Origin of the sequence: Bacillus sp. TH25 (assembly GCF_016650935.1) — a bacterium.
Classification (GTDB): Bacteria; Bacillota; Bacilli; order Bacillales; family Bacillaceae_G; genus Bacillus_A; species Bacillus_A mycoides.
The window spans coordinates 579091-605627 of sequence record NZ_JAEKEU010000009.1 but is presented as its reverse complement, the minus strand read 5'-3'; the positions used below and the strand labels follow the sequence as shown (position 1 = coordinate 605627).

24 protein-coding genes are annotated in these 26537 nt (G+C 36.3%); 18 read left to right on the top strand and 6 right to left on the bottom strand.

Features of this window, described 5'->3' with window-relative positions; translation table 11 throughout:
- Window positions 1–35: 35 nt before the first annotated feature.
- Entirely contained in the window at window positions 36–359 is a 324-nt protein-coding gene (locus JFT89_RS07660; RefSeq protein WP_002064339.1) for a helix-turn-helix domain-containing protein, read from the bottom strand.
- A gap of 79 nt (window positions 360–438) precedes the next feature.
- The gene (locus JFT89_RS07655) at window positions 439–573 is read right to left on the bottom strand and encodes an anti-repressor SinI family protein (protein ID WP_000276220.1); all 135 of its coding nucleotides are present in this window, start codon (window positions 571–573) and stop codon (window positions 439–441) included.
- A 334-nt stretch (window positions 574–907) separates the two neighbouring features.
- Here JFT89_RS07655 and inhA1 point away from each other — a divergent pair, with 334 nt between their 5' ends.
- The 11 genes from inhA1 to JFT89_RS07600 all read left to right on the top strand — a co-directional run bounded on the left by inhA1 (window position 908) and on the right by JFT89_RS07600 (window position 14043).
- The gene (inhA1, locus tag JFT89_RS07650) at window positions 908–3295 is read left to right on the top strand and encodes a M6 family metalloprotease immune inhibitor InhA1 (protein WP_201039716.1); all 2388 of its coding nucleotides are present in this window, start codon (window positions 908–910) and stop codon (window positions 3293–3295) included.
- Between the two features lie 171 nt (window positions 3296–3466).
- A complete protein-coding gene (locus JFT89_RS07645; RefSeq protein WP_201039715.1) occupies window positions 3467–4834 on the top strand; it encodes an aldehyde dehydrogenase in 1368 nt (455 codons plus the stop codon).
- Window positions 4835–5071: 237 nt separating this feature from the next.
- Window positions 5072–6055: a spermidine/putrescine ABC transporter ATP-binding protein PotA gene (gene potA, locus JFT89_RS07640; RefSeq protein WP_002064343.1), complete on the top strand. Its 984-nt coding sequence runs from the start codon at window positions 5072–5074 to the stop codon at window positions 6053–6055.
- Entirely contained in the window at window positions 6052–6900 is an 849-nt protein-coding gene (gene potB, locus JFT89_RS07635) for a spermidine/putrescine ABC transporter permease PotB (RefSeq protein WP_002126118.1), read from the top strand. Before potA ends, potB begins: the two co-directional genes overlap by 4 nt.
- A 6-nt stretch (window positions 6901–6906) precedes the next feature.
- Window positions 6907–7707: a spermidine/putrescine ABC transporter permease PotC gene (gene potC / locus JFT89_RS07630; protein ID WP_002011483.1), complete on the top strand. Its 801-nt coding sequence runs from the start codon at window positions 6907–6909 to the stop codon at window positions 7705–7707.
- A gap of 38 nt (window positions 7708–7745) precedes the next feature.
- Entirely contained in the window at window positions 7746–8795 is a 1050-nt protein-coding gene (gene potD / locus JFT89_RS07625; protein ID WP_113733595.1) for a spermidine/putrescine ABC transporter substrate-binding protein PotD, read from the top strand.
- A gap of 59 nt (window positions 8796–8854) precedes the next feature.
- Window positions 8855–9502: a phosphatase PAP2 family protein gene (locus tag JFT89_RS07620; protein ID WP_201039714.1), complete on the top strand. Its 648-nt coding sequence runs from the start codon at window positions 8855–8857 to the stop codon at window positions 9500–9502.
- 110 nt (window positions 9503–9612) lie between these two features.
- Entirely contained in the window at window positions 9613–11805 is a 2193-nt protein-coding gene (locus JFT89_RS07615) for an MMPL family transporter (RefSeq protein ID WP_201039713.1), read from the top strand.
- A 100-nt stretch (window positions 11806–11905) separates the two neighbouring features.
- Window positions 11906–12322 (top strand): histidinol dehydrogenase, encoded by a 417-nt coding sequence (locus tag JFT89_RS07610; RefSeq protein ID WP_201039712.1) that lies wholly within the window; start codon window positions 11906–11908, stop codon window positions 12320–12322.
- A gap of 100 nt (window positions 12323–12422) precedes the next feature.
- Window positions 12423–13346, top strand: a complete 924-nt coding sequence (locus tag JFT89_RS07605) for an RluA family pseudouridine synthase (protein ID WP_002064347.1) — start codon at window positions 12423–12425, stop codon at window positions 13344–13346.
- 91 nt (window positions 13347–13437) lie between these two features.
- On the top strand, window positions 13438–14043 hold the full coding sequence (locus tag JFT89_RS07600) for a DUF1648 domain-containing protein (protein WP_016094510.1): 606 nt from the start codon (window positions 13438–13440) through the stop codon (window positions 14041–14043).
- A gap of 35 nt (window positions 14044–14078) precedes the next feature.
- Here the strand turns inward: JFT89_RS07600 and JFT89_RS07595 are convergent, their stop codons facing one another.
- The 4 genes from JFT89_RS07595 to JFT89_RS07580 all read right to left on the bottom strand — a co-directional run bounded on the left by JFT89_RS07595 (window position 14079) and on the right by JFT89_RS07580 (window position 19345).
- Window positions 14079–14909, bottom strand: a complete 831-nt coding sequence (locus tag JFT89_RS07595; RefSeq protein WP_002064349.1) for a CAP domain-containing protein — start codon at window positions 14907–14909, stop codon at window positions 14079–14081.
- A gap of 465 nt (window positions 14910–15374) precedes the next feature.
- Complete coding sequence (locus tag JFT89_RS07590) at window positions 15375–16703, bottom strand: (Fe-S)-binding protein (protein ID WP_002086860.1); 1329 nt, start codon at window positions 16701–16703, stop codon at window positions 15375–15377.
- A complete protein-coding gene (gene glcD / locus JFT89_RS07585; protein ID WP_016094509.1) occupies window positions 16700–18112 on the bottom strand; it encodes a glycolate oxidase subunit GlcD in 1413 nt (470 codons plus the stop codon). Before glcD ends, JFT89_RS07590 begins: the two co-directional genes overlap by 4 nt.
- 117 nt (window positions 18113–18229) lie before the next feature.
- Window positions 18230–19345, bottom strand: a complete 1116-nt coding sequence (locus JFT89_RS07580) for a CdaR family transcriptional regulator (RefSeq protein ID WP_201039711.1) — start codon at window positions 19343–19345, stop codon at window positions 18230–18232.
- A gap of 136 nt (window positions 19346–19481) precedes the next feature.
- On the opposite strand from JFT89_RS07580, the gene JFT89_RS07575 reads away from it, so the two are divergent.
- The 7 genes from JFT89_RS07575 to JFT89_RS07545 all read left to right on the top strand — a co-directional run bounded on the left by JFT89_RS07575 (window position 19482) and on the right by JFT89_RS07545 (window position 26480).
- The gene (locus JFT89_RS07575) at window positions 19482–20453 is read left to right on the top strand and encodes a YncE family protein (protein ID WP_002011594.1); all 972 of its coding nucleotides are present in this window, start codon (window positions 19482–19484) and stop codon (window positions 20451–20453) included.
- A complete protein-coding gene (locus tag JFT89_RS07570; RefSeq protein ID WP_002126137.1) occupies window positions 20450–21121 on the top strand; it encodes a response regulator transcription factor in 672 nt (223 codons plus the stop codon). The genes JFT89_RS07575 and JFT89_RS07570 overlap by 4 nt, the downstream gene beginning before the upstream one ends.
- A gap of 3 nt (window positions 21122–21124) precedes the next feature.
- Window positions 21125–22525 carry a sensor histidine kinase gene (locus JFT89_RS07565; protein WP_002064355.1) on the top strand — a complete coding sequence of 467 codons (1401 nt, stop codon included), beginning with the start codon at window positions 21125–21127 and terminating at the stop codon, window positions 22523–22525.
- Between the two features lie 229 nt (window positions 22526–22754).
- The gene (locus tag JFT89_RS07560; protein ID WP_265182769.1) at window positions 22755–23444 is read left to right on the top strand and encodes a FadR/GntR family transcriptional regulator; all 690 of its coding nucleotides are present in this window, start codon (window positions 22755–22757) and stop codon (window positions 23442–23444) included.
- 168 nt (window positions 23445–23612) lie between these two features.
- Window positions 23613–24332, top strand: a complete 720-nt coding sequence (locus JFT89_RS07555; protein ID WP_002011587.1) for a (Fe-S)-binding protein — start codon at window positions 23613–23615, stop codon at window positions 24330–24332.
- Window positions 24333–24348: 16 nt separating this feature from the next.
- Window positions 24349–25770 (top strand): LutB/LldF family L-lactate oxidation iron-sulfur protein, encoded by a 1422-nt coding sequence (locus JFT89_RS07550; RefSeq protein ID WP_002011586.1) that lies wholly within the window; start codon window positions 24349–24351, stop codon window positions 25768–25770.
- Window positions 25770–26480 carry a LutC/YkgG family protein gene (locus JFT89_RS07545; protein WP_002064361.1) on the top strand — a complete coding sequence of 237 codons (711 nt, stop codon included), beginning with the start codon at window positions 25770–25772 and terminating at the stop codon, window positions 26478–26480. The genes JFT89_RS07550 and JFT89_RS07545 overlap by 1 nt, the downstream gene beginning before the upstream one ends.
- The last annotated feature ends 57 nt before the right edge of the window (window positions 26481–26537 follow it).

Here is a 26537-nt window from a genome sequence, read left to right as displayed (position 1 = left end):
AAGAAGTGCCCGTTTTAAGCACTCTTTCATATATATTATTGTTGATTTTTCTTCCATTGTGTAAATTCAAGAAATTCACGAAACTGTTCTTTTGAGACACCGGAGCTCATCGCATCTTTAACGAGTTGTGTCCATTCGGAGTCTAGATGACTTTCTGTTGTTGTTTCATCGTGAAGTAACGTATCAACTGGAATTTGTAGAACAGCTGAAATTTTTTCGAGAAACTGAATGGAAGGGTTTTTTTGTAAATTTCGTTCTATAGAACTAATGTAAGATTTAGCTACACCAGCTTTTTCGGCGAGTTCTGTTAGTGAAATGCCCTTTTGTAAACGAAGGCGTTTTATACGTTCTCCTATCATATTTGCGCACCTTTCTATCAATATGTAGTCGTCTTATGATGTGATTATTATAACATAAACTTCGTTAAAAAGAACGAGGCTATTGAGCCTGGCTCGTATGCTTCATACGTTGGAAAAAGTGTTCAATATCTTGCAGGGCAATGCCAGCATCTAGAGCTTCAAGTATTAAATCAATCCATTCTTGATCTAGTGAGTCAGTCTTATCTTTGTACAAATGTAATTCCTCCCTAATTATTGGTCATAATTGCTGCTACATAGTAGACGATAATTAATCGAATTTTATGTATCAAATTATCGAATATTGTGTAGATGAAACAAAGATAAAATCCCCATTAAATTCTCTCTATGGAAATTATAAGGTTTCTGCCAAAAATTTTCAATATTTTCTGAAAACATTGTTGAATTGTGATATATTCGTATACTAACTATGAAATTTTTACAAATATATTAAAAAAATTACATAATATAACTAAATATTGAAAATATATTGAATTTTTAATAATATAGAGTATGTAATACATATTTTATATTAGGGGAGGCAATAAGGGATGAACAAGAAACCATTTAAAGTGTTATCATCAATTGCTTTGACAGCTGTTCTAGGCTTGTCGTTTGGTGCTGGAAGCCAGTCTGTATATGCTGAAACGCCGGAGAACAAGACAGCTACAAGCCCAGTTGATGATCACTTAATCCCAGAAGAGAGATTAGCAAATGCGCTAAAAGAACGTGGGGTAATTGATTCGTCGGCTTCAGAGACAGAAACAAAGAAAGCTGTCGAAAAGTATGTAGAGAAGAAAAAGGGTGAAAATCCTGGAAAAGAAGCGACAAATGGGGACCAACTTACGAAAGATGCATCTGACTTTTTAAAGAAAGTGAAAGATGCGAAAGCAGAAACGAAAGAAAAATCAGAGCAACCAGCAAACGGGACTGCAGCAGGAACAGGTCCAGTTAAAGGGGGCTTAAATGGTAAAGTACCAACTTCACCAGCAAAACAAAAAGGATATAACGGTGAAGTTCGTAAAGACAAAGTACTCGTTTTACTTGTAGAGTATGCTGATTTCAAACATAACAATATTGATAAAGAGCCTGGCTATATGTATTCGAACGATTTTAATAAAGAGCATTATGAAAAAATGTTATTCGGTAACGAGCCGTTTACGTTAGATGATGGAAGTAAAATTGAAACGTTTAAACAATATTATGAAGAGCAATCTGGTGGTAGTTACACTGTAGATGGAACAGTTACAAAATGGTTAACAGTTCCAGGGAAAGCAGCTGATTACGGCGCTGATGCAGCAACAGGTCATGATAATAAAGGACCAAAAGGACCACGTGATTTAGTAAAAGATGCATTAAAAGCAGCTGTAGATAGCGGCCTTGATTTATCACAGTTTGATCAGTTCGATCAATACGATGTAAATGGTGATGGAAACCAAAATCAACCGGACGGTTTAATCGATCACTTAATGATTATTCATGCGGGTGTTGGACAAGAAGCTGGCGGTGGTAAATTAGGTGATGATGCAATTTGGTCACATCGCTGGACAGTTGGACCAAAACCATTCCCGATTGAAGGTACACAAGCGAAAGTGCCATATTGGGGCGGAAATATGGCAGCATTCGACTACACAATTGAACCAGAAGATGGCGCGGTTGGTGTATTCGCACATGAATATGGCCATGATTTAGGTCTTCCGGATGAGTATGATACACAATATAGCGGTGAGGGTGAACCGGTTGAAGCTTGGTCTATTATGAGTGGCGGAAGCTGGGCTGGTAAAATCGCAGGAACAACGCCAACGAGTTTATCACCACAAAATAAAGAGTTTTTCCAAAAAACAATCGGTGGTAACTGGGCGAACATCGTAGAAGTAGATTACGAGAAATTAAATAAAGGTATCGGTCTTGCAACATACTTAGACCAAAGTGTTACGAAGTCAGATCGTCCAGGTCTGATTCGTGTTAACTTACCAGATAAAGATGTAAAAGGAATTCAGCCTGCATTTGGTAAACAGTATTACTACAGCACAAAAGGTGACGATCTTCATACAAAGATGGAAACACCTCTGTTCGATTTAACAAAAGCAACGACTGCGAAATTTGATTTCAAATCATTGTATGAAATCGAAGCAGAGTACGATTTCCTTGAAGTACACGCTGTAACAGAGGATGGTCAACAAACGTTAATTGAAAGAATTGGTGAGAAAGCAAATAGTGGAAATGCAGCTACGACAAATGGGAAATGGATTGATAAATCATATGATTTAAGTCAGTTCAAAGGTAAGAAAGTGAAATTAACATTTGATTACATTACTGATGGTGGTTTAGCGTTAAACGGATTCGCTCTTGATAATGCATCATTAACAGTAGATGGTAAAGTTGCATTCTCTGATGATGCAGAAGGTACACCACAATTTAAATTAAATGGTTTTGTTGTATCTAACGGAACAGAGAAGAAAAAACATAACTACTATGTAGAATGGAGAAACTATGCGGGTTCAGATAACGCATTGAAATTTGCTCGCGGTCCACAATATAACACAGGTATGGTTGTATGGTACGCGGATTCAGCTTACACAGATAACTGGGTTGGTATACATCCAGGACATGGTTTCCTTGGTGTAGTTGATTCTCATCCAGAAGCAATTGTAGGAACTTTAAATGGCAAACCAACAGTTAAGAGTAGTACACGATTCCAAATCGCTGATGCGGCGTTCTCATTCGATAAAACGCCAGCTTGGAAAGTTGTATCTCCAACGCGTGGAACGTTTACGTATGATGGCTTAGCGGGTGTACCGAAGTTTGATGATTCTAAAACGTATATTAATCAGCAGATTCCAGATGCAGGACGTATTTTACCGAAGCTTGGTCTGAAGTTTGAAGTAGTAGGACAAGCTGATGATAATTCTGCAGGTGCTGTTCGTTTATATCGTTAATACAGTAAAACTACCGAGAGATTTTCTTTCGGTAGTTTTTTTGTGAGCAATGAATTTTATATAAAGTAAAAAGTCATATATAATGTAACTTTACGAATAGAAATTTGTTACATATAAAGTCTATATAAATAATGAAAGAATTGGATAAAAATAGTGGAAGAAGGTGAGTGAATGAGTAATTCCTCTATTGTAAATAAACAAAAGGAATATTTTTATAAAGGACATACGAGAAGTGTAGAGACGAGAAAGAATAATTTGAAGAAGCTTTATGAAGGGATTCAGCGTTTTGAGGATGAGATTTTTCAAGCGTTGAAATTAGATTTGAATAAATCAGTTCACGAATCATTTACAACAGAAATTGGATATGTACTAAAAGAGATTTCTTTTCAAATGAAGCATATTTCATCTTGGAGTAAACCAAAGCGTGTTCGCACAGCTCTTACTCATTTTGGATCGAAGGGGAAAGTAGTGCCAGAACCGTATGGTGTGACGCTTATTATCGCACCGTGGAACTATCCGTTTCAATTAGCAATTGCACCACTCGTAGGAGCATTGGTAGCCGGAAATACAGTCGTTTTAAAGCCGTCAGAGTTAACGCCAAACGTTTCAAAAGTGCTTACGAGAATGTTAGGTGAATTATTCCCAGAAGAGCTTGTATCGGTAGTAGAAGGCGGTGCTGAGGAAAGCACTGCACTTTTAAAGGAACCGTTTGACTATATTTTCTTTACAGGTAGTGTTGGTGTTGGAAAAGTTGTGATGGAAGCAGCGGCGAAAAAATTAACGCCTCTTACGTTAGAACTTGGCGGGAAGAGTCCATGTATTGTACATAAAGATGCAAAGCTAGATGTAACCGCAAGACGTATCGTTTGGGGCAAGTTTTTGAATGCTGGGCAGACGTGTGTAGCGCCTGATTATATGTACGTTCATTCTTCAGTGAAAGAGCAGTTAATCGAGGCATTAAGACATGAAATCGCAGAGCAATATGGAAAAGATGCTTTGCAAAATGACAATTATGTGCGGATTGTGAGTGAGCGTCATTTTGAACGCTTATGTACATTTTTGCAAGACGGTAAACCTGTGATTGGCGGGAATTATACGAAAGAAACATTACACATCGAGCCGACAGTGTTAACGAATGTTACATGGCAAAGTGCTGTTATGGAAGATGAAATTTTTGGACCGATTTTACCAATTATAGAATATGACAAAATAGAAGAGGTAATTGAAACGATTCAGCACCATCCAAAGCCGTTAGCACTATATGTATTTTCTGAAGATAGAAAAGTGCAAGAGAAAGTGACGAGTAATATTTCATATGGCGGAGGATGTATAAATGATGTCGTATATCATCTTGCAACGCCATATTTACCTTTTGGGGGCGTTGGAAGTAGTGGATTAGGCAGCTATCATGGTGAACAAAGTTTTCGGACTTTTTCCCATTATAAAAGCATTTTGTCCCAATCTACAGCATTCGACATGAAAATTCGTTACTCTTCTACAAAAAGTGCTTTAAAATTCATACGAAAGTTGTTAAAATGATGATGGTGTTTATCAGTAGGCGTAGCCGTATGATAAAAACCCCTTCGCAACTGAAGGGGTTTTTCTGTTCGACATATGTATCATGCGAAAATGAATCAAACATACTACATAAAGAATAGAATAGAACGCTGCTAAACAACCATTTTTGTTTGGATCGAAACAAAAAAATAGTCTATAGAACATAAATATTTATTCATGAATATAAAAATTAAAATTTAAGGTAGATAGGACGGGAAAATGAAAAAGATTATTAAAGTTGAAGCAGTAGAAAAACATTTTGGAAATCAAGTGATTATCCCCCCTCTTTCTTTAGATATTAAAGAAGGAGAATTTTTAACAATTTTAGGACCGAGTGGTTGCGGGAAAACGACTTTACTTCGTATGATCGCAGGATTTGAAACGCCAACTAAAGGGAATCTTTTATTAGATGATGAAAAGATTAACGATTTGCCGCCATACAAGCGTCATATGAATTTAGTGTTCCAACATTACGCACTATTCCCACATATGAATGTTGAAAAAAATATTTGTTTCGGTATGAAAATGCAAAAAGTATCAGCAGCAGAACAGAAAGAACGTGCGGAAGAGGCAATGCGTTTAACGCAGTTACTGGAGTTCCGTAATCGTAAACCTACGAAGCTTTCTGGTGGACAGCAACAGCGTGTAGCGATTGCCAGGGCAATTGTAAACAACCCACGTGTATTACTATTAGATGAGCCACTTGGAGCGCTTGACTTTAAGTTAAGAAAAGATTTGCAACGTGAATTGAAAAACTTACAACGTAATTTAGGAATTACGTTCATATATGTAACGCACGATCAAGAAGAAGCGATGAGTATGAGTGATCGCATTGTCGTTATGAATAAAGGGCATATCGAACAAGTAGGCACGCCTAAAGAAATTTACAATAAGCCGAAAACATTGTTTGTTGCGACGTTCATCGGTGAAAATAATATCGTAAAAAATGGGGAAAACTACGTAGCAGTTCGCCCTGAAAATGTAAAAGTTCGCTCGGTTGAAGAGCCAATTTTAAAAGAATACCATCTTGGACATATTGAAGATATTGAATTTGTTGGAAATATGGAAAAGCTATATGTACGTGAGGAGAAAACAGCGGAATTACTAATGGCATACCAAACTGCTGAAGAAGCAACGCAGTGGAGCATTGGAGATAATGTATATGTAGGCTGGGAGCAAGAGGACGAGGTGACCTTAAATTGAAGAAAGGGAAATTACTCGCATTACCTACAGTCGTATGGCTGTTACTCTTCTTCCTAATTCCACTTCTGTTCGTATTAGCATTTGCCTTCATGCAGCGCGGAGCATACGGGACAGTGGAAATGAAATTTACATTAGATAACATAGCACGTGTGTTTGACCCATTATATATGGGGACGTTATGGGAAACAGTGAAGATAGCTGTTATTACGACAGTACTATGTTTATTAATCGGTTATCCATTCGCATATACAATTACAATTGTTGATCGTAAATATCGTTCTATCCTTCTATTATTGGCAACGATTCCGTTCTGGATTAACTTTCTTGTTCGTTCATACGCATGGATTGTTATTTTACGTTCACAAGGACTTGTAAACACATTGCTATTGAAATTAGGTATTATTAGTGAACCTTTAAATCTTCTATATAATACGCCTTCTGTAATACTCGGAATGGTATATTCTTTATTACCATTTATGATTTTACCAGTGTATGCAGCAATTGAGCAGCTTGATAAGCGTAAGCTAGAGGCAGCTTATGATTTAGGAGCAACACCAGTAAAGGCATTTTGGAATGTAACAGTACCGATGACGATGTCAGGGATTACAACTGGTTCTATTTTAGTATTCGTTTCTTCTATCGGAATGTTTGTTGTATCAGACGTTATGGGTGGATCGAAAGTAGCATTAATCGGAAACGTAATTCAAAACCAATTCTTAGGTTCACGTGACTGGCCGTTTGGTTCTGCGTTATCTATGATTGTTGTTCTATTCTCTGTTCTGTTAATTTACTTATATTATCGTGCAACGAAAGTATATAAATATGATGGAAACGGAGGGGAATAGGCAAAAATGAAGAAGTTTTTAGTTTCTTATTCTTGGTTAATCTTATTGTTTTTGTATTTTCCAATGATGGTTTTAATGGTATATTCCTTCAACGATTCTCGCATTAATGCGGAATGGGAGGGCTTTACACTCCATTGGTATACAGATTTATTTCAAAAACAAGATGTTATTGATGCGTTTGTAAATAGTATGACGATTGCTGTTATAACGACAATTGTGACGACAGTTCTTGGTGTGATTTTTGCTATTGCATTACACCGTTACAAATATCGTTTTGAAGGGGCCATTAACGGTCTTGTATATTTACCAATTTTAATTCCAGATATTTTAATGGGATTATCTTTACTTATCCTATTTAGTCAATTAGGTATGGAACTTGGAAAAACAACAATTATTATTGCACACATTACATTCAGTATTTCATTTGTTGTTGTTATTTTAGCGGCACGTCTTTCTGGTATGGGACGTGATTTAGAAGAGGCTGCAAACGATTTAGGAGCAACGCCGTGGCAAACGTTTCGTTATGTAACGTTTCCAGCAATTGCACCAGGAGTTATTTCAGCCGCATTATTAACATTCACATTATCGATTGATGATTTTGTAATTAGTTTCTTCGTATCAGGACCAGGATCAACAACATTGCCATTATACATTTATAGTATGGTTAAGCGTGGAGTATCACCTGAAATTAATGCTCTTTCTACAATATTAATTGTTGTAATTGTAGGATTAATGGTGCTATCGGAAATTTTCCGTAATAAAGGTGCAGACGGTGAAGAGAACTCTGGAGGACACCTTCCTTTATAATACGAATGATATAGAAAGAACGAGGAGGTAATAAACCGATGAAATTAGTGAAGAGATTAGCTGGTATAGCAATTAGCTTCAGTCTTGCTGCAGGTGTACTTGCTGGTTGTGGTGAGAAAAAAGAAGAATTAAACATTTATAGCTGGGCTGACAATTTTGATGAGCAAGTTTTAAAAGATTTTGAAAAGAAATATAACGTGAAAATTAACTACGATAAATATGCAAGTAATGAAGAAATGCTTGCGAAATTACAAGCTGGTGGCGCGACATATGATTTAATTCAGCCATCTGATTACATGGTGAAAACGATGGCGAAGATGGACTTATTAGCGCCTTTAGATAAGAAGAATATCCCGAACATCGAGAACCTTGTTTCTAACTTTAAAACACCTGCGTTTGATCCAGAGAATAAGTATTCTCTAGTATATACTTGGGGTGTAACAGGAATTGCATACAATAAAAAGTATGTGAAAGAAGCACCTACAAGCTGGAATGATTTATGGAACGAGAAATATAAAGGACATGTTACTTTATTAAACGATTCTCGTGAAGTATTAGGAATGGGACTTAAGAAAAACGGTTTCTCTAATAGCACGAAAGAGGATGCACAGTTAAAGACAGCGTCTGCTGATTTACAGAAGCTACTTCCAAACTTATTAGCATTCGATACAGATAACATTAAACAAAAATTCATTACAGAAGATGCTTGGATCGGGACTGTATGGTCTGGAGACGCAGCATTCATCGCGAAAGACAATAAAGATGTAGGATACGTTGTACCAAAAGAAGGCGGCACAATTTGGGCTGACACGTTAGCAATTCCAAAAGGTGCAAAAAACAAAGAGCTTGCAGAGAAGTTTATGAACTACTTATTAGATGAAAAAGTAAGTGTGAAAAATTACGAGTCAATTGGTTACAGTAATCCAAATGAAAAAGCTCATCCTCTTCATAGTAAAGAATATCGTGATAATCACATGATCTTCTTAACAAAAGAAGAATTAGATCGTACAGAATGGCTTGTTGATGTAGACGATAAGTTAAAAGACTACGATCGCTACTGGACAGAGCTGAAAACAAAAGGTAAATAAGTAAGAAAATGCGGTTTCTAAAGTAGAAATCGCATTTTTTCATAGTAGGAGGAAATCGATTGAAGAAAAAGTTACATCAGTATGAGTTAATGTGTATCATTTTATTGTTTGTTCTATTTAGCATCATCGCTTGGAGGGTACATGTAGGTGGTGTTACAATGATGGATACATACGTACGTGATATGGTAAAAGGATTACAAACAGAAAGCTCAATTACATTCTTCACATATTTTACAAAGTTAGGATCTGCAATTGGAGTTATAACGACACTAATTATAAGTTTGCTCGTTTTTTGGAAAAAACGTTATTATGCTGCTATGATCGTGTATCCAATGGCTATATTAACGACACATCTTGTTAATAAAGGGATAAAAGAAATTGTAAAAAGAGACCGTCCATCATTAAACGAGGCACTTGATGCACTTGGATATAGCTTCCCAAGTGGACATGCAATGCTATCTATTATGACATTTGGTTTTCTTGTCTATATCATTGCTGCGAATTTGAAGAGTGTAGCTGGAAAATGTGGTATTACGATTTCAATGGGCATATTAATTATATTGATTGGATTAAGTAGAGTCATTTTAAATGTTCATTATCCAACTGATATTTTAGCAGGTTACTGCGTAGGTGGCATTTTGTTAATCATCGCAATTTATTGTCATCGTTTACTTACCGAGAGATTGGGACTTAATAACGAGAGATAGCAAAACGTCTAGAAAAACTAGTATTATAGTTTTTCTAGACGTTTTTTGTTTACGGGGAGATGTGATACAGTATAAATGACAAGTGAATTATATAAAGTAGGTGAAAATGTGTGAAGACAAATGTACATAAAATTGATAAGTGGGGGAAGTTAGGAACTTTTTTGTATCAATTTCGTTATACAGTAATTGTAGCATTACTACTACTTGCGATAGTGCTCGGTATTTTTGCTCCAAAACTTCCAGGAGTATTGGGCGGTGATGGTTTCCAAACAGAAGGGGATTATCAAAAGACGAAGGAAATTTTAGATAAAGATTTTAAACAGTCTCAGGATACACTTTTACTCATTTTTGAGAAGAACAAGAATGCTTCACATGAGGAGTTTCAAAAAGGTATAGAGGGAATTATAAAACATATTCAAGAGAAAGAAACGTATGAGTCTTTCCATCATCCGATAGAAAATAAAGTGATGCTACAAGATGATATCGGTTATGCGACGATTTTATTTTCCGGGAAAACAAATAAAGAACGAATGGAAAAGACATTACAGTTTGCCGGAAAAATCGAGAAGGAAAGTAATAGCGTATTAAAAGTAACACCGACAGGATATCCGAAAATTAATCAAGAGATTAATGAAAGAACGCAAAATGATTTAAAAGTAGCAGAGATGATTGGATTACCTATTGCTTTTCTCGTACTATTATTCTCATTTGGTAGTCTGATTGCGTCTATTTTACCGATTGTAAATGGCGCGCTTAGTGTAATTAGTACGATGGGGATTTTATATTTTATAGGTAGTGATAAAGAGCTATCTATTTTCGTGTTAAATGTTGCGCCGATGATTGGGCTCGCATTATCAATTGATTTCGCACTGTTATTTGTAAATCGTTTCCGAGAGGAAGTTGCGAAGAGAACAGTGAAAGAAGCGATAGCGATTACGTATCAAACGGCAGGGCGTGCTATCGTATTTTCAGGGTTATGTGTATTCGTCGGTTTATCAGGCTTATTTTTCTTTAAGATAGATTATATTCAGTCTGTTGCTATTAGCGGGATGATTGTCGTTATTATGAGCATTTTGTTTTCGCTAACACTTCTTCCGGCGCTATTATCTTTAATTGGTAAAAGGATATTAAAAAAGAATCAGGCGGCGCCTACGCCATCAAATGTATGGCGTAAATTTGCACAGTTTGTAATGAAACATCCAATCGTCATGATTATTGTTGTTACAACATTTATTGTTATTTGTTTATTACCGCTACGTACAGCTAACTTGCAGTTTCCTGGTGTTGAAGCGTTACCTGAAAAGAGTGATACGAGAGTTGCATTTGAGAAGTATGAAGAAGCCTTTAATAAAACTGTCCAAACACACGCTGATGTTACATTAGTAGTAGAGACGAAGAAAGATATAACAGAAAAAGAAAGTTTACAAAAGATAGAAGCTGTTGTTCAAAAGTTAAAAGACGATAAGCAAGTATATAAGGTGAAAAGTGTATATGACGGGCTAAATGGAATGAAAGCAGATCAAGTTGCTGGAATGTTACAGTCGCCAGAAGCTGCGAAAATAGCTCCTGTATTTGAAGCGTATACGAAAGGGAATAAAACAACAATGGAAGTCTTTTTGGATACGAAGCCAAGTACAGAAACCGCAAAACAATGGGTTCGTGATTTCAAAAAGAATTATAAAGAAAATGATGTTACTTATTATTTGGGCGGTATGACGACGTTCCAGCAAGAGTTAGAAGATGAAATTAAAGATAAAGTTGCAATTGGTATGTCTGTTATATTTGGATCAACCTTTGTCATTTTATTATTCGCATTCCGCTCTATACTCATTCCAATTAAAGCTATTATTATGAACGTACTTAGTTTAAGTGCAACAATTGGAATTGTTATTTGGTTATTTGAAGGTGGTCATTTCGGATTAGAAGAGAGTTCAGTTTTATTTGTATTACCAATCTTTATTTTCGGCCTCGTATTTGGGCTTAGCATGGATTATGAAGTATTTCTTATTTCACGTATTCATGAGCTTTATGAAGAAACAGGAGATAACGATCAAGCAACGTTAGAAGGACTTGTTTCGACAAGTAGAATTATTACGTCCGCCGCTTTAATTATGATTGTTGTTACCGGTGCGTTCGCCTTTACTGATATTTTACCAGTAAAGCAGATGGGGCTTGGGGTTGCATTAGCAATATTTCTTGATGCAACAATTATCCGTCTTATGCTCGTACCAAGTTTAATGAAATTGTTTGGGGATTGGAACTGGTGGCTACCATTTCGAAAGAAAAGAGAAAAATCATCATAAAAAATACTCATCTATAAGATGAGTATTTTTTATGAATAGCAGGGCCCATATTTTGCGCATAGTATGTGATAAGAACATTACATACAAGTAGGTGAAGGCAATGTTTCGTTATTTTAAGTTTAAGCTAAATGATACAGTACAGTTTGCTGAAAACGATGGGCATATGTATCGCATTGTCGGTTATCGGTTGGAAAAAGGGTTTTACCCAAAAGATGAATGGACTCATATTATTTATGAACTGCTTAGAGACTTTGACGGGTATACGATGGATGCGGAAGAAGAGGAACTTGTAAAAGTCATTCAAGTAGAGGATGAGTATTACAAAATACAAGAAGTATCGGGGTATCGCTATCCAGTAAAAATGAAGCAAAAGCAACAAATTATGAAAGGAGAGAAAATAGACGACTTATTAGATACGTACAACGACTATAAACGATTGGCGGATTTCTTTAAAGATTTATTGTATGAACAAAAAGCTGAAGAAGTGTTGCAGGAAATGAAAAGGCTTAGAGCGTGAGGGGACAGTCGATTATAAGGCTGTCCTCTATTTTTGACGGTGCATCAAAGTATGTTTTCCGTTACAATGAGAGAATCAATAGAAATAAGGTGATTATAGTATGGAAACAAAGAAAAAGGGCGAATGGTGCGAAATTACGGTTCCAGCGACGTGGAATGGTATAAGTATTGAGTCGTTGTTAAAAGTAGAATGGGAATTACCAAAAAAGTTATTACATCAGCTTCGTATGGAAAAAGGTGTTACGGTTAACGGAGAACAAAGGAGATGGAATGAACTTTTAAAAGAAGGAGATAAGTTACAAGTTCATATGTTTATGGAGGAGGAGTACGGCGTAGAGCCGGAATATGGTGAATTAAATGTAGTGTTTGAAGACGATCACGTACTCATTGTAAATAAGCAGGGGCAAATGGATACACATCCTTCTGAAAAAAATGGGACGGGAACACTTGCCAATCTTGTTGCTTTTCATTTTCAAATGCAAGGTTTAGAGACGAAGGTTCGGCATATCCATAGATTAGATAAAGATACGACAGGTGGTGTTGTATTCGCAAAACATAGAATTGCGGGTGCAATTATGGATCGTTTATTAATGGAACGGAAAATCAAAAGAACGTATATGGCACTTGTTGAAGCAAAAGTAAAAAAGAAGCAGGGGACAATTGATGCAGCTATCGGAAGAGATCGACATCATGCTACAAGGCGTCGTGTTTCTCCAAAGGGAGACCAAGCTATAACGTATTATAAAGTAGAGAAATATTTTAAAAAACAAAATGCGACGCTCGTAACGTTACAGTTAGAAACCGGTAGAACGCATCAAATTCGCGTTCATATGAGCTATAATGGAAATCCATTAGTTGGGGATGTATTATATGGTGGGCAAACAACATATATGTCCGGGCAAGCGTTACATGCGATGAAGATTAATTTTTTGCATCCGATTACGAAAGAAGAGATCGTTGTTGACGTACCTTTCCCTACAAATTTAAACGATACAATGAAAAAATTTGAAAGAGAAAATAGGTAAAGTGTAAGTTTAAAGTTGAAAAAGGTAGATTTTTGCAGGGATTTCTCTGAAAGAGGCGAAGCCGTTAAGAGAAAAGAGAGGTGAGAATTACTTGATCAAATATAAATATATGCTAGGGATATTTTTCGCTTGTCTTTTACTTACTCTATGTATTTATCCATATTTACCAACTCGTATGGCAGTGCATTGGAACGAGAATGGTGGAGCGAACGAGTTTATGAGTAAACAAGTTGTCGTATTATTTATCCCTGTCCTTATTATTACTTTACATGGATTAGTATATGTTATTTTACATAATATATATAAGTTTAATGAAGGGGAGTATTTCATTATAAATGGATTTATAAAGAGTATTACTTTATTTATGATGTTTGTCCATATACTAATTCTCTTTATTAATTTGGGAAGTATTATATCCTTTCAGACAGGACTAACGATTGGAATTAGTATGTTTCTTTTTATGTTTAGTAAAGTGTTTAAAAAGGTGAAGGATAGAGAGAAAGAACCGATCAAATTACAAAAAATCCGTTTAGTTAGTAGGCGAATCTTTCAAGTGATGGCATGCAGCATATTATTTTCGTTGCTTTTGAGCCTGAAGTGGGGATTTTACTTGTTAATTAGTGTAATAAGCTGCGGGTCTATTTTGTTTATGTTCTACATTTTATACGCATACATATTAGAAAGCTATGAAACATAAAAAAAGAGTCTTCTCCTAGAAGACTCTTTTTTTATTTACTTCGTAATAAATTGTTGTGTCCAGTAGTTGCCGCTTTCTACATAGCCAACACCGATATGAGTGAAGCCACTATTTAAGATGTTTGCACGGTGTCCGGCACTGTTCATCCAAGCTTGTACAACTTCTTCTGGAGTACGTTGTCCTTGGGCGATGTTTTCACCTGCAGATTTATAAGAAATACCAAATTTCTTCATCATGTCAAACGGAGACCCGTATGTAGGGCTGTTATGATCAAAGTAGTTGTTTTTTTGCATATCTTCAGACTTAATGCGTGCTACTTTGCTTAATTCAGTATCGATTTGTAATGCTGATAAGCCTTGTTTTGTACGCTCTGCGTTTGTTAATTCAACAACGCGTTGTTCGAATTCGCTTAAAGATTTTGCTTCTTCAGCAGGCTTTTGCTCAGCAGGTTTTTGTGTTTCGTTTTGAGTATTGTTGTTTTCAGCTGGTTTTTGAGCTTCTGGTTTAGCAACCTCTTCAGCAGGCTTTTGTTCAGCTGGTTTTTGAGTTTCCTCAGCAGGCTTTTGAGCTTCTGGCTTAGCTGTTGGTTGTTCAGTAACAACATTTTCAGTAGGCTGTTGACCAGGAATGAAGCAATCTTGTTGGAATTGTCCTTGGTTCCATTGTGCTAATGATTCAACTCCCATAGATTGTAAGAATGCTTGTAATTCTTGTTGGTTCATTTGCTTCATCATCATTTTTGAATGCTGAATATTTTGAACCTTTATGTTAGATGGTTGTACTGTTGCAGCTTGTGCATCTAAAGAAGATACTCCTAAAGTAAGAGCTGTTGCAGCAGCTACAGATAATAAAACACGCTTTTTCATGATGTGTGTCCCCCTATATAAAGTTTTAATTTGTTTTCACACGATTTGTTTTTGACAGCCTGTCTGACTGACCAATTCATCGTAGCATACAATTTGCGAGAAAAAAGATGGAAAAAAATTCATAGACTTAAAATTTTCCTAATTTATCCTAAGAGGAGGAAAGGGATGAAATAAGAGAAACATAGAGTATAAAAGGAATTTTTAGCATTTTTATACTTGGTTTTAAGAGGGGGTTTTTGGATAAATGTACCTATATTAAAAATGAAGAATCCTATTGTATCAATGATTTTAGCTTTTTTTTGAGGAATATACTGGATGTATTTTTACAAAACTGTAATGTTTCTGTTGTTCTTTTTTATAATAAAGTAACATATTTTTAATGTTGTAGCGGACAAAAAAGCGGCTATCTCTTTACATAGACGAAGGAGATAGCCGTTTTCCTATTATTACGTATGTTACGAGTTATTACGAGTTGGTTTCAATTGCTTCTAATAATAGATCAACAATGTGAATTCCTCTCATTTTATGAGAAAGACCTTCACGTTCAATACCTAGTTTCATTTGTAATAGACATCCAGGGTTTGCAGTAACAATTGTCGCTGCATCTGTTTCATGTACACGGTCCATTTTGTAATCTAGAAATTCCATTGATAACTCCGAATGGACAATATTATAAATACCAGCAGAACCACAGCAACGGTCCGCATCTTTCATTTCGCGGTATGTTGCGCCTTGAATGGCCTCTAGTAACATACGAGGTTCCGAAGATGTTCGCATAACATTGCGTAAATGACAAGAGTCTTGATACGTAATGATTTGCGGCGTGAGTCGTAAGTCATTACGTTTATGGAAATCTAGTTCTACTAGTATAGCAGTAATATCTTTAATTTTAGAAACAAATTGCTTTGCGCGTTCAGCCCATTTGGGATCATCTTTTAACAGATAATCATAGTCTACGAGGTAAGCTCCGCAACCACCTGCATTCGTAATAATATAGTCGATGTTTAAATCTTCGAATGCTTCTATATTTCGTTTTGCTAATTCTTTTGCTCCACTCTTTTCACCAGCATGCCCATGTAATGCCCCGCAGCAACTTTGTGTTTTCGGAATAACGATATCACAACCAGCTAACTGAAGAAGTTTCATCGTTGCGTTATTTGTTTCTAAAAACATCGTATCCATTAAACAGCCTGTGAAGAATGCAACTTGTTTCTTCTTTGCCACCTCAGCAGGTAAAAATTCAGGACGATCTTTCATTGCTTTCATTTTAGGGACTTTTGGCAAAACGAGGTCCATCGTTGCAAGTGTTTCAGGGAATAACTTCATAATACCTGTTTTATGTGTTAGCGTTTGTAAACCAGAACGTTGGTAAAATCCGATTAGTCCTGTTAATGTTCGCATTCGGTTTTGATGCGGGAATAGTCCTTCAAAAACAACTTTACGAACAGCTCTCACGGGCATGGAGAACTTTTTATTTTGATTAATAATATCACGAGCTTCTTCTAATAAATGTCCATAATTCACACCAGATGGACAAACAGGTTCACAAGCGCGGCAGCCAAGGCAAACATTTAATGTATCTTCAACATCTTCATCCGGCTCAATTAAACCATCAACGACGGCTTTCATTAAGGCGATACGTCCGCGTGGGGAATGTGATTCTTTATACCCAGATTGAATGTAAGTAGGGCAAGTTGGTAAACAAAAGCCGCATCGCATACAGTTTAGTAGTTCATCTTCACTTAATCGTTCTTTAAATTCCTTTTGAATGTTTTCTTTATTTAATGTGGTCATCGCTCAACCACCACTCTTTTACGAGAGTCTTTCGCGAACATCTTTCCAGGATTCATAATGTTGTTTGGGTCGAAGGCTTGTTTAATCCCTTGCATAGCAGCGATACCTTCTTTACCTAATTTCATTTCTAAATACGGAGCTTTCATCGCGCCAACACCATGTTCACCGGTAATCGTACCACCAAGCTCAATCGCTTTCGCAAATATTTCAGCAAAAGCCTGTTCAGCACGGTGCATTTCGTCTTCATTACGGGCATCTGTCATACAAGTTGGGTGCAAATTGCCATCACCAGCATGACCAAAAGTACAAATAGGAATATTATATTTCTTTGCAATTGCATTAATTGCTTCAACCATTGGAGCGATTTGTGAACGTGGTACAGTTGCATCTTCTAATATTGTTGTCGGTTTTAGTCTTGCAAGTGCTGATAGTGCACTACGGCGTGCTGTACGAAGCGCATCTGCTTCGGCTTCATCTTTTGCAACGCGAACATCGACCGCATTCATAGCACGGCAAACGTTAGCCATTTTTTCGATATCGCGATTGACAACCTCGGGCGGGCCATCTTGTTCAATTAATAAAATTGCTTTGACGTCAGTTGGTAAACCGATTTGTGCAAACTCTTCTACAACTTCAATTGTTGGTTGATCTAAAAACTCAAGTGTCGCCGGAATAATTTTATTTGCAATAATAGCAGAAACAGCTCGAGCAGCTTCGTTAATATCTTCATATAGCGCAAGCATCGTTTTCTTCGTTTCAGGCATAGGGACAAGTTTTAATATAGCTTCCGTAACAACACCAAGTGTTCCTTCAGAACCAATAAATAAACGAGTTAAATCATAACCAGCTACATCTTTTGCTAATTTACCGCCAGTGCGAATGATATCGCCGTTCGGTAAAACAATTTCAAGCCCCATTACATAATCACGTGTTACGCCATATTTTAAACCACGTAATCCGCCGGAGTTTTCATTAATGTTACCGCCGATTGTAGAAATTTTCATAGAGCTTGGATCTGGTGGATAAAATAAACCTTTTTCTTCTACTGCTTTAATAATATCAAGTGTAATAACACCAGCTTGTACAGTAATTGTTAAATTCTCTTCGTCAATTTCTAAAATATTGTTCATATGGCGGAAAATAAGGACGATACCACCTTCAAGTGGACACGTTCCAGCGCAAAGATTTGTTCCAGACCCGCGAACGTATACGGGGATTTTATGAGTGTTACACACTTTTAACACGTCTGCTATTTCATTTGTATTACGAGGAGCAATGACTGCATCAGGCATCGCTTGGAAGTTTGGAGTGGCATCATAACTATAAGTTAAACGCCCCATATTGGATGTATCTACATTATCTTCGCCAACAATAGATACGAATGAATCAATAATTTGCTTTTCTAACATTGGAAATCCCCCTCAAACTGTTAACGTATTTCGTCATAATAAAAAACGTTGTAACAGTGCTTTCATTATAATGATAAAAAAGTTGGAGGATTCTTTCTATGTACAATCATCTAAAGATTAATCTATTTTATCGTTATTTTTTGTATGATTATCTAATAAGAGGAGTGCGAAGTATAAAACATTTAAATCTTTGAATTGTTTCGGGTCAAGTCCTGTATGTTCTTCAATCTTTTTTAGCCTGTAATGCAATGTGTTAATGTGTATATGTAATTGCTCAGCTGTCTGCTTATAAGATTGGTTATAATCGATAAATAAACGTAAAGTGTGCATAAGCTCAGGAGATGATACTAAATTTTCAATGGTACGCTCTAGAAACTGTTCCCGGGTTTCAGTAGAAATATCTTGTAAGCACATTTCTAAACGTAAATCTTCATTAAATACAATTTTTTTCGTTTCAAGTGATACTGAAAGGGCGCGTAATGCTTGTTCGTACGATAAGTTCATATTGCTTGGCGTAACTGTTTGTCCAATCCCGATATATAAAGTAATAGAAAATAAAGTTTCACAGTCTTGTTTTAACCGTTTTAAAAATTGAAAGGTTTGCTCTTTGGATTGGATTGTTGTAAACAAAATAAACCGATCATTTCCCCAGCGAACAAATAAATTTTCTTTTGCTAAAATGTTGCGCATGTGTTGCCAAATTTTACGCTGGAGCATCGGATTATCTTGGGCGATTGATAATAAAATAAGTTGTTTCTTCTTATATAAATCAATACCAAGCGTTTTTGCACGATCGAGAAAACTTGGAGACCAGTCTGTATTTTGAAGCCAATCAAAGACAAATGCTTCATAAGACCGGTGCTCAAGTTCTAGTTGTTCTAAAAAGTAGTTTTCATGAATTAATAATTCGGTCATCTTACGTAATATTTCTCCGTATTGTGAAATATTTTCAGGTTCTCCTGTAATTCCAATCACGCCGATTACTTCGTCATGGAATAGTAAAGGAAGGTTCATCCCAGCTTTTACACCTTGCAGTCGTCGTTCATCGTCTTTTGTAATAATGACAGTTTTCTTTTGTTTCGCACAGCGGAGTGCACCTTCATGAAATTGACCGATTCTTTTCGCATCTGTACTTGCGATAATAACGCCTTGTATATTAATAATAATAATGTTTTCAGTAATTAATCTGCGTACTTCACGTACAATTTTATTCGCTAAATCAGGAAAAAGCATAATTTACACACCTCAAATTCTATTTGTTGTACATTATATATGTAAGTTTATTAATAAAGGAAGATTTCACATTTTCCACACATTTATTTGTTATTTTACAATTATAACGAAATCATCCGAAGATGGAGGGAATCTTTTGAGAAAGTATGTTTTTCTTCTCTGTTTTTTATTTCTATTAGTAGGGTGTCAAGGAAGTTCGTATACACCGATTGCTAAAGATAAAAGTGTTATTATAACAACGAATATAAAGGAAGGTAGTATTAGTTTTATTGATAAAAAAACAAAGAAGCTATTAACAACATGGGAATTAAATGAGCCGATTGCGGGGGTTACGCTACTTCCAAATGGCGAGGAAATACTTGTTTATGGTAAGCAATTAGAATATATGTATGTATATTCACTAGCAGAAGGAAGACAAGTGGACAAATATAAGATTGGAAAAGGAATTGCTAATGTTATCGCATCAGATGATGGAACACAATTATTTGCTGCCGATCAAAATGAACAAAAGGTAAGGTTCTTTACGATAAAAGGAAAAGAGACAGGGAGTGTTTCAACAGGAAAAGGGCCGATAACGATGGTAGAGCATCATAACCAGTTATCTGTACTCAACTTTTATGATACGAAACTAACGACCATTGATACAAAGAAAAAAGAAGTGATACAGTCCTTTATGATCCCACCAGCATCAACAGGAGCAACGGTTAGCGCTGATGGGAAAGAAATATGGATTGGTGGACATGGTGATGGAAGTCAAGTGAATGAGAAAGTATTAGTGTATTCTTTACAAAGCGGGGAGATGATGCGTTCTTTACATGCTCCGTTTATGCCTGTGAATATAACAAAGGATGATAAGTATGTATATGCGCTAAGTCACGGTTCAAATACGCTTAGAAAGTTTGATGCAAGTACGTATCAAGAGGTAGGATTTGCAGAAGTAGGATCTAATCCATTTGCATTTTTGAAAAGCGGTGCAGAAGGATATGTAGCTAGTTATGATAGCGATGAAGTATGCGTAATGGATATGAAGAATATGAAAATAAAACAAACAATTAAAGTCGGAAAAGGACCGTTTCAACTCATAGAGAGAGAAGGGGAAGGACAATGAGTAAATATAACGTGCTAGTCGTAGATGACGAAAGTGATATGAGGCAACTTGTCGGAATGTACTTAGATAACTTCGGATACGAGTGGGGAGAAGCTGAAAATGGAAAAGAGGCACTTCGAAAATTAGAGACGGATCATTACGATTTCGTTGTACTAGATATTATGATGCCTGAGATGGATGGGCTTTCAGTTTGTAAAGAGATTCGAAAAACGTCGGATGTACCTATTATATTTTTAACAGCAAAAGGTGAAGAGTGGAATAGGGTGAACGGCTTACGTATGGGAGCAGATGATTATATTGTAAAGCCATTTAGTCCCGGGGAACTAATTGCTCGTATGGAAGCTGTTTTAAGACGATATACAAAGCAAGAACAGCAAGAAGAGATTCAATTTGGACCGATTCTTATTAATGAAAAAAGTAGGAGGGTCGAGACGAATGGTGAGACGATTCCTCTTACGGTAAAAGAGTTCGATTTACTATATTTTCTTTGCCAACATAATGGACAAGTATTTAGCCGGGAACAGCTGCTTGAAAAGGTGTGGGGATATGATTATGCAGGAAGTACAAGAACGGTAGATACGCATGTGAAAACGATGCGTCTAAAGCTAGGAGAAAGTGGAAACTACATTCAAACCGTTTGGGGTGTAGGTTATAAATTTGAGGTGTAACGTATGTTTACGATGGTACAAAAGCTTTGGCTTACAGTAGTATGTGCAGTATGTGTAACAGTTTCCTTTCTTTATTTTGTATCTTTATACTCATATGAAAAGTTATACGTTGATAATTTAAAAGATTCATTAGTAATGGAAGGGAAACGTCTTGCCACGCAATATGATAAACGTGAAGGAGTATCCACTTTTGAAGAGAAAGTAAGGGCATATGATCAAATATCTAGTTCAGATGTCCTTTTCGTATACAATCCGCGTGATTTAAGCGCATGTTTGCCTTTTGATGTTCACCATCATTCTCTTATAAGTGAAGGGGATAGACAGGCGCTATTAGATGGGAAAACTGTGACAAAGATAGGGTATGAAGAACATTTTGATCGTAATATTATGGGTGTTGTCATCCCTGTTTTAGATAATAAAAAATTAGTTGGTATTGTATACTCTTATATTCCTTTAAAAAGTATAAAAGACTTAATATTTGATATGGGTCTTATTTTAGCGCCGTTAGCACTTGCAATGATTTTAATTACAATATGGATTGGTAGAAAAATTATTATCGCTATTACGAGACCGCTTTCGCAAATGGAACGAGTTGCAAATCATTTGGCTACTGGAGATTTCTCAGAGCGGATTACAATTTCTTCAGAAGATGAAATTGGACGATTGGGAAAAGCCTTTAATAAAATGGCAAATTCCTTAGAAACAGAAGATGTAAAGCGTAAGGAATTTTTAGCTAATGTTTCGCATGAACTTAGAACACCGCTTAGTTATATTAAAGGATATAGTGAAGCTATTTTAGACGGTGTAGCGAAGGGGCCGCAGCAGGAAAAAGTAACGCAACTTATTCATAAAGAAGCAGGTCGCATGCAGCGCCTCGTTCATGATTTATTAGATCTAGCGCAGCTAGAAGGTGAACACTTTCCCTTAAAGAAACAACCTATCGTTTTTTCACAGCTTATTGAAGATGTACTAAATACGTACGAGTTACAGTTTGTAGAAAAAAACCTTCGTATTTCAACGAATTTAAATCCTGAAATTATCGTAATGATTGATGAGGATCGTATGCAACAAGTACTTCATAATGTATTAGATAATGCGATACGTTATACAAATCAAAACGGGGATATCATAATAACATTAAAGCAAATCGATGATTATTGTGAATTGCACATAAAAGATACAGGAATAGGTATTGATAGAGAGCATTTAGAAAATCTGGGGGAACGCTTTTACCGAGTAGATAAAGCGAGAAGTCGTCAACACGGTGGAACAGGTTTAGGTCTTGCAATTGTAAGGCAAATTGTTCATATACATGACGGTGAGTGGAGAATAGAAAGTGAAAAAGGTAAGGGCACGACAGTTAGTATTAAATTAAAAGCACAAGATGAGGAGGGCATATTCTAACTTTTGGAATATGCTCTTCATATTGAAGGTAAATAGTTACGCGTAAATGTATTAATTAATATCAAACAAATATCAAAAATTTGACTATTTTATGAACAAAACATTTGTACTTCTTACTAATTCGTTCTAAAATAGTTATGGATGCTAAGTTCTTATAAAACGTTACAATTGTTGTTTGGAAGATACTGAGGTGATTTAACTGGAGTACAAATCTATTAAACCGAAAAAAATTTACGAAGAAGTATCTGAAGCTATTTTAACAATGATTAAAAATGGTACGTTAAAACCTGGTGACAAACTACTTCCTGTTCATCAATTAGCTGAGCAGTTTCAAGTTGGCAGATCTGCTGTTCGTGAAGCGCTAAGTGCGCTAAGAGCAATGGGCTTAATTGAAATGAAACAAGGAGAAGGTACATATGTAAGAAATTTCGATCCTTCTTCATTAACAAAATCACTAAATAACAAGTTATTAATGAAGAAAGAGGATATTTTGAATTTATTAGAAGTACGGAAGGTGCTCGAAGTGGGGGCAGTTCGAGCGGCAGCGGCAAAACGTACGGAAGCTAATTTGCAAAATATGAAGCAGTGGTTAGATGAAATGGCAAAGAGCATTGGAGATGAGAAGGCTGGCGAAAAAGCAGACTTTCATTTTCATATGGGAATTGCAGAATCTTCGCATAATAACATCTTGCTTGAGCTCATGAATCATGTTTCAGAGATGATTGCTGAAACGATTGGTGAATCAAGACGCATTATTTTATATGGTGAACAAACAACATCAGAACGACTTTTAGAAGAGCATCAATCTATATATGATGCGGTGTTAAAGCAAGATGTGGAATTAGCGCAGCAAGCGATGCTAAATCATTTAACAAATGTAGAACATATTGTCACAGGTAAAAGCGATATAAATTCGTAATTTAATCTTTTAAAAATCTAATTTTCTGATAAAATAGAGAGAGATTAAGTAAGCGTTTTCTTTAGAAGGGGGAGAGGATAGGCCATGGTTGAGCCTACTTCTTCTAATCTTAGTCATCTGATGACCATATGATTTTTGGCGGAGTTGTAATGAGGGGGAATTATAGTTATGAAAGTTACTTTATTTGTTACTTGTTTAGTCGATATGTTTGAAACAAACGTCGGTAAAGCAACAGTTGAAGTATTGGAGCGTTTAGGTTGTGAAATTGAATTTCCAGAAGCACAAGTTTGTTGTGGTCAGCCTGCTTATAATAGCGGCCATGTAGAAGCAGCAAAAGAAGCGATGAAACATATGATTGAAACTTTTGAAGATGCAGAATATATCGTTACGCCATCTGGATCTTGTGCGACAATGTTTCATGAGTATCCGCATGTTTTTAAAGATGATCCGAAGTGGGCTAAACGTGCACAAAAGGTTGCTGATAAAACATATGAATTTACACAATTTATTGTAGATGTTTTAAAAGTTACAGATGTTGGTGCAAGTTTACCAGGGATAGCTACTATTCATAAATCTTGTCATATGACACGCCTGCTTGGAGTAAAAGAGGCACCAGGAATTTTATTATCAAGCGTAAAAGGATTAATTGTGAGAGAACTGCCGAACGTGCAAAATTGTTGTGGGTTTGGGGGAACGTTTTCAGTTAAGATGACTCCAATTTCTGAGCAAATGGTAGATGAAAAAGTAGATAGTGTAATGGAAACAGGTGCTGATTATTTAATCGGTGCAGATTGTGGGTGTTTGTTAAACATTGGCGGACGTATTGAGCGTTTAGGAAAAGAAGTAAAAGTAATGCATATTGCTGAGGTCTTGAATAGTCGCTCATGAAGGGGGAACATAAGCTATGTCTATGAAAATCAGTGAGAAAAAATTTAATGATCGTGTTGGCGATGGAATTCAAGATTCGTTTATGCGCGGAGCAGTATCTTCTGCACAAACGCGTTTATATACAAATCGATTAAAAGCAGCTGACGAGTTGGGAAACTGGGAAGAATGGCGTGAACTAGGTGAACAAATTCGTCAACATACGTTAGAAAATCTTGATTATTATTTAATGCAGTTAAGTGAAAATGTATCAAAAAGAGGCGGTCACGTTTACTTTGCGAAAACGAAAGAGGATGCAGCAAAGTATATTCAAGACGTTGCAAAAAAGAAACAAGCGAAGAAAGTTGTAAAATCAAAATCAATGGTAACTGAAGAAATTAGTATGAATCATGCCCTTGAAGAGATTGGTTGTGAAGTGTTAGAGAGTGACTTAGGAGAGTATATCTTGCAAGTAGATAACGATCCACCATCACATATTATTGCGCCTGCACTTCACAAAAACAGAACGCAAATTCGTGATGTATTTAAAGAAAAACTTGGATATGAAAATTCTGATGATCCATACGAAATGACAAAGTTTGTTCGTAAACAACTTCGTGAGAAATTTATGGATGCAGAAATTGGTGTGACAGGTTGTAACTTCGCTGTTGCAAATACTGGCTCTCTTTGTTTAGTGACGAACGAAGGTAATGCCGATCTTGTCATGTCGATTCCGAAAACACAAATTGCAGTAATGGGTATGGAACGTATGGTTCCGACAATGGAAGAATTAGATGTTTTAGTTGGTTTACTATGTCGTAGTGCGGTAGGTCAAAAATTAACAAGTTATGTAACAGTAGCAGGACCAATTCAAGAGGAAGAGGTAGATGGACCAGAAGAGTTTCATTTAGTCGTTGTTGATAATGGACGCTCTCAAATTCTTGGATCGGAATTCCGTTCAATATTGCAATGTATTCGTTGTGCCGCTTGTGTTAACGTATGTCCCGTATATCGTCACGTTGGTGGACATTCGTATGGATCTATTTATTCAGGACCAATCGGTGCGGTATTAACACCACTTTTAGGTGGGTATGACGATTACAAAGAGCTTCCTTATGCATCTAGTTTATGCGGAGCATGTACAGAAGCTTGTCCAGTGAAAATTCCATTACATGATTTATTATTAAAACATCGTCAAGTCATCGTTGAGCAAGAAGGTCGTGCCCCACTTGCAGAAAAATTAGCAATGAAAATGTTTAGTATGGGTGCTTCTTCAGCAGCTTTATATAAAATGGGATCGAAAATGGCACCGGCAGCAATGAGTCCATTTACATCTGGTAACCGTGTATCAAAAGGTGTTGGACCACTTAAAAACTGGACGGATATTCGTGAATTCCCGGCTCCAAGTAAAGAACGATTCCGTGATTGGTATAAAGATCATAAGAAAGGCGGGGACAAATAATGACAGGATTAATTCAAAACCGTGAGTCCTTTCTAGATAATATCGCAAAAGAACTTGGGCGCGCGCGTAAAACAGAAGGCGTAGAACGTCCAGCATGGAAAAGTAATGTGAATGTAGAAACGTTAAAAGATTATTCACAAGAAGAATTGTTAGAAGTATTTAAAAAGCAATGTACAAACATTCATACAACTGTTGTGGAAACGACAAACGACCGTTTACGTGAAGATATTCAAAAAGTAATCATGGAAAACGGCGGGGGACCTATTATATTATCAGCAGATGAACGTTTTGATTCCTATGGATTGACTTCTTTATTTAAAGAAGAGCTTCCAAAGCAAAATGTTGAGGTAAATGTATGGGATCCTGAGAAAAAAGAAGAGAATATGCGTATAGCGGAAAAAGCGAATATCGGTATTGCATTTAGTGATTATACTTTAGCTGAATCTGGTACGATTGTTGTACAAAGTCATAAAGGACAAGGGCGTTCTTTACACTTTTTACCGACTGTATACTTTGCTATTATTCCACGTGAAACACTTGTACCTCGTATTACGCAAGCAGTTCAGGATATGAACTCACGTGTAGAAAATGGCGAAGCAGTTGCATCTTGTATTAACTTTATAACAGGACCAAGTAACTCTGCAGATATTGAAATGAACCTTGTTGTCGGAGTTCACGGACCATTAAAAGCAGTATATTTCATCGTATAAAATAGGGGAAAGCAGGCCGGGAAACGGCCTGCTTTTTTAATAGAATAAAGATAATAT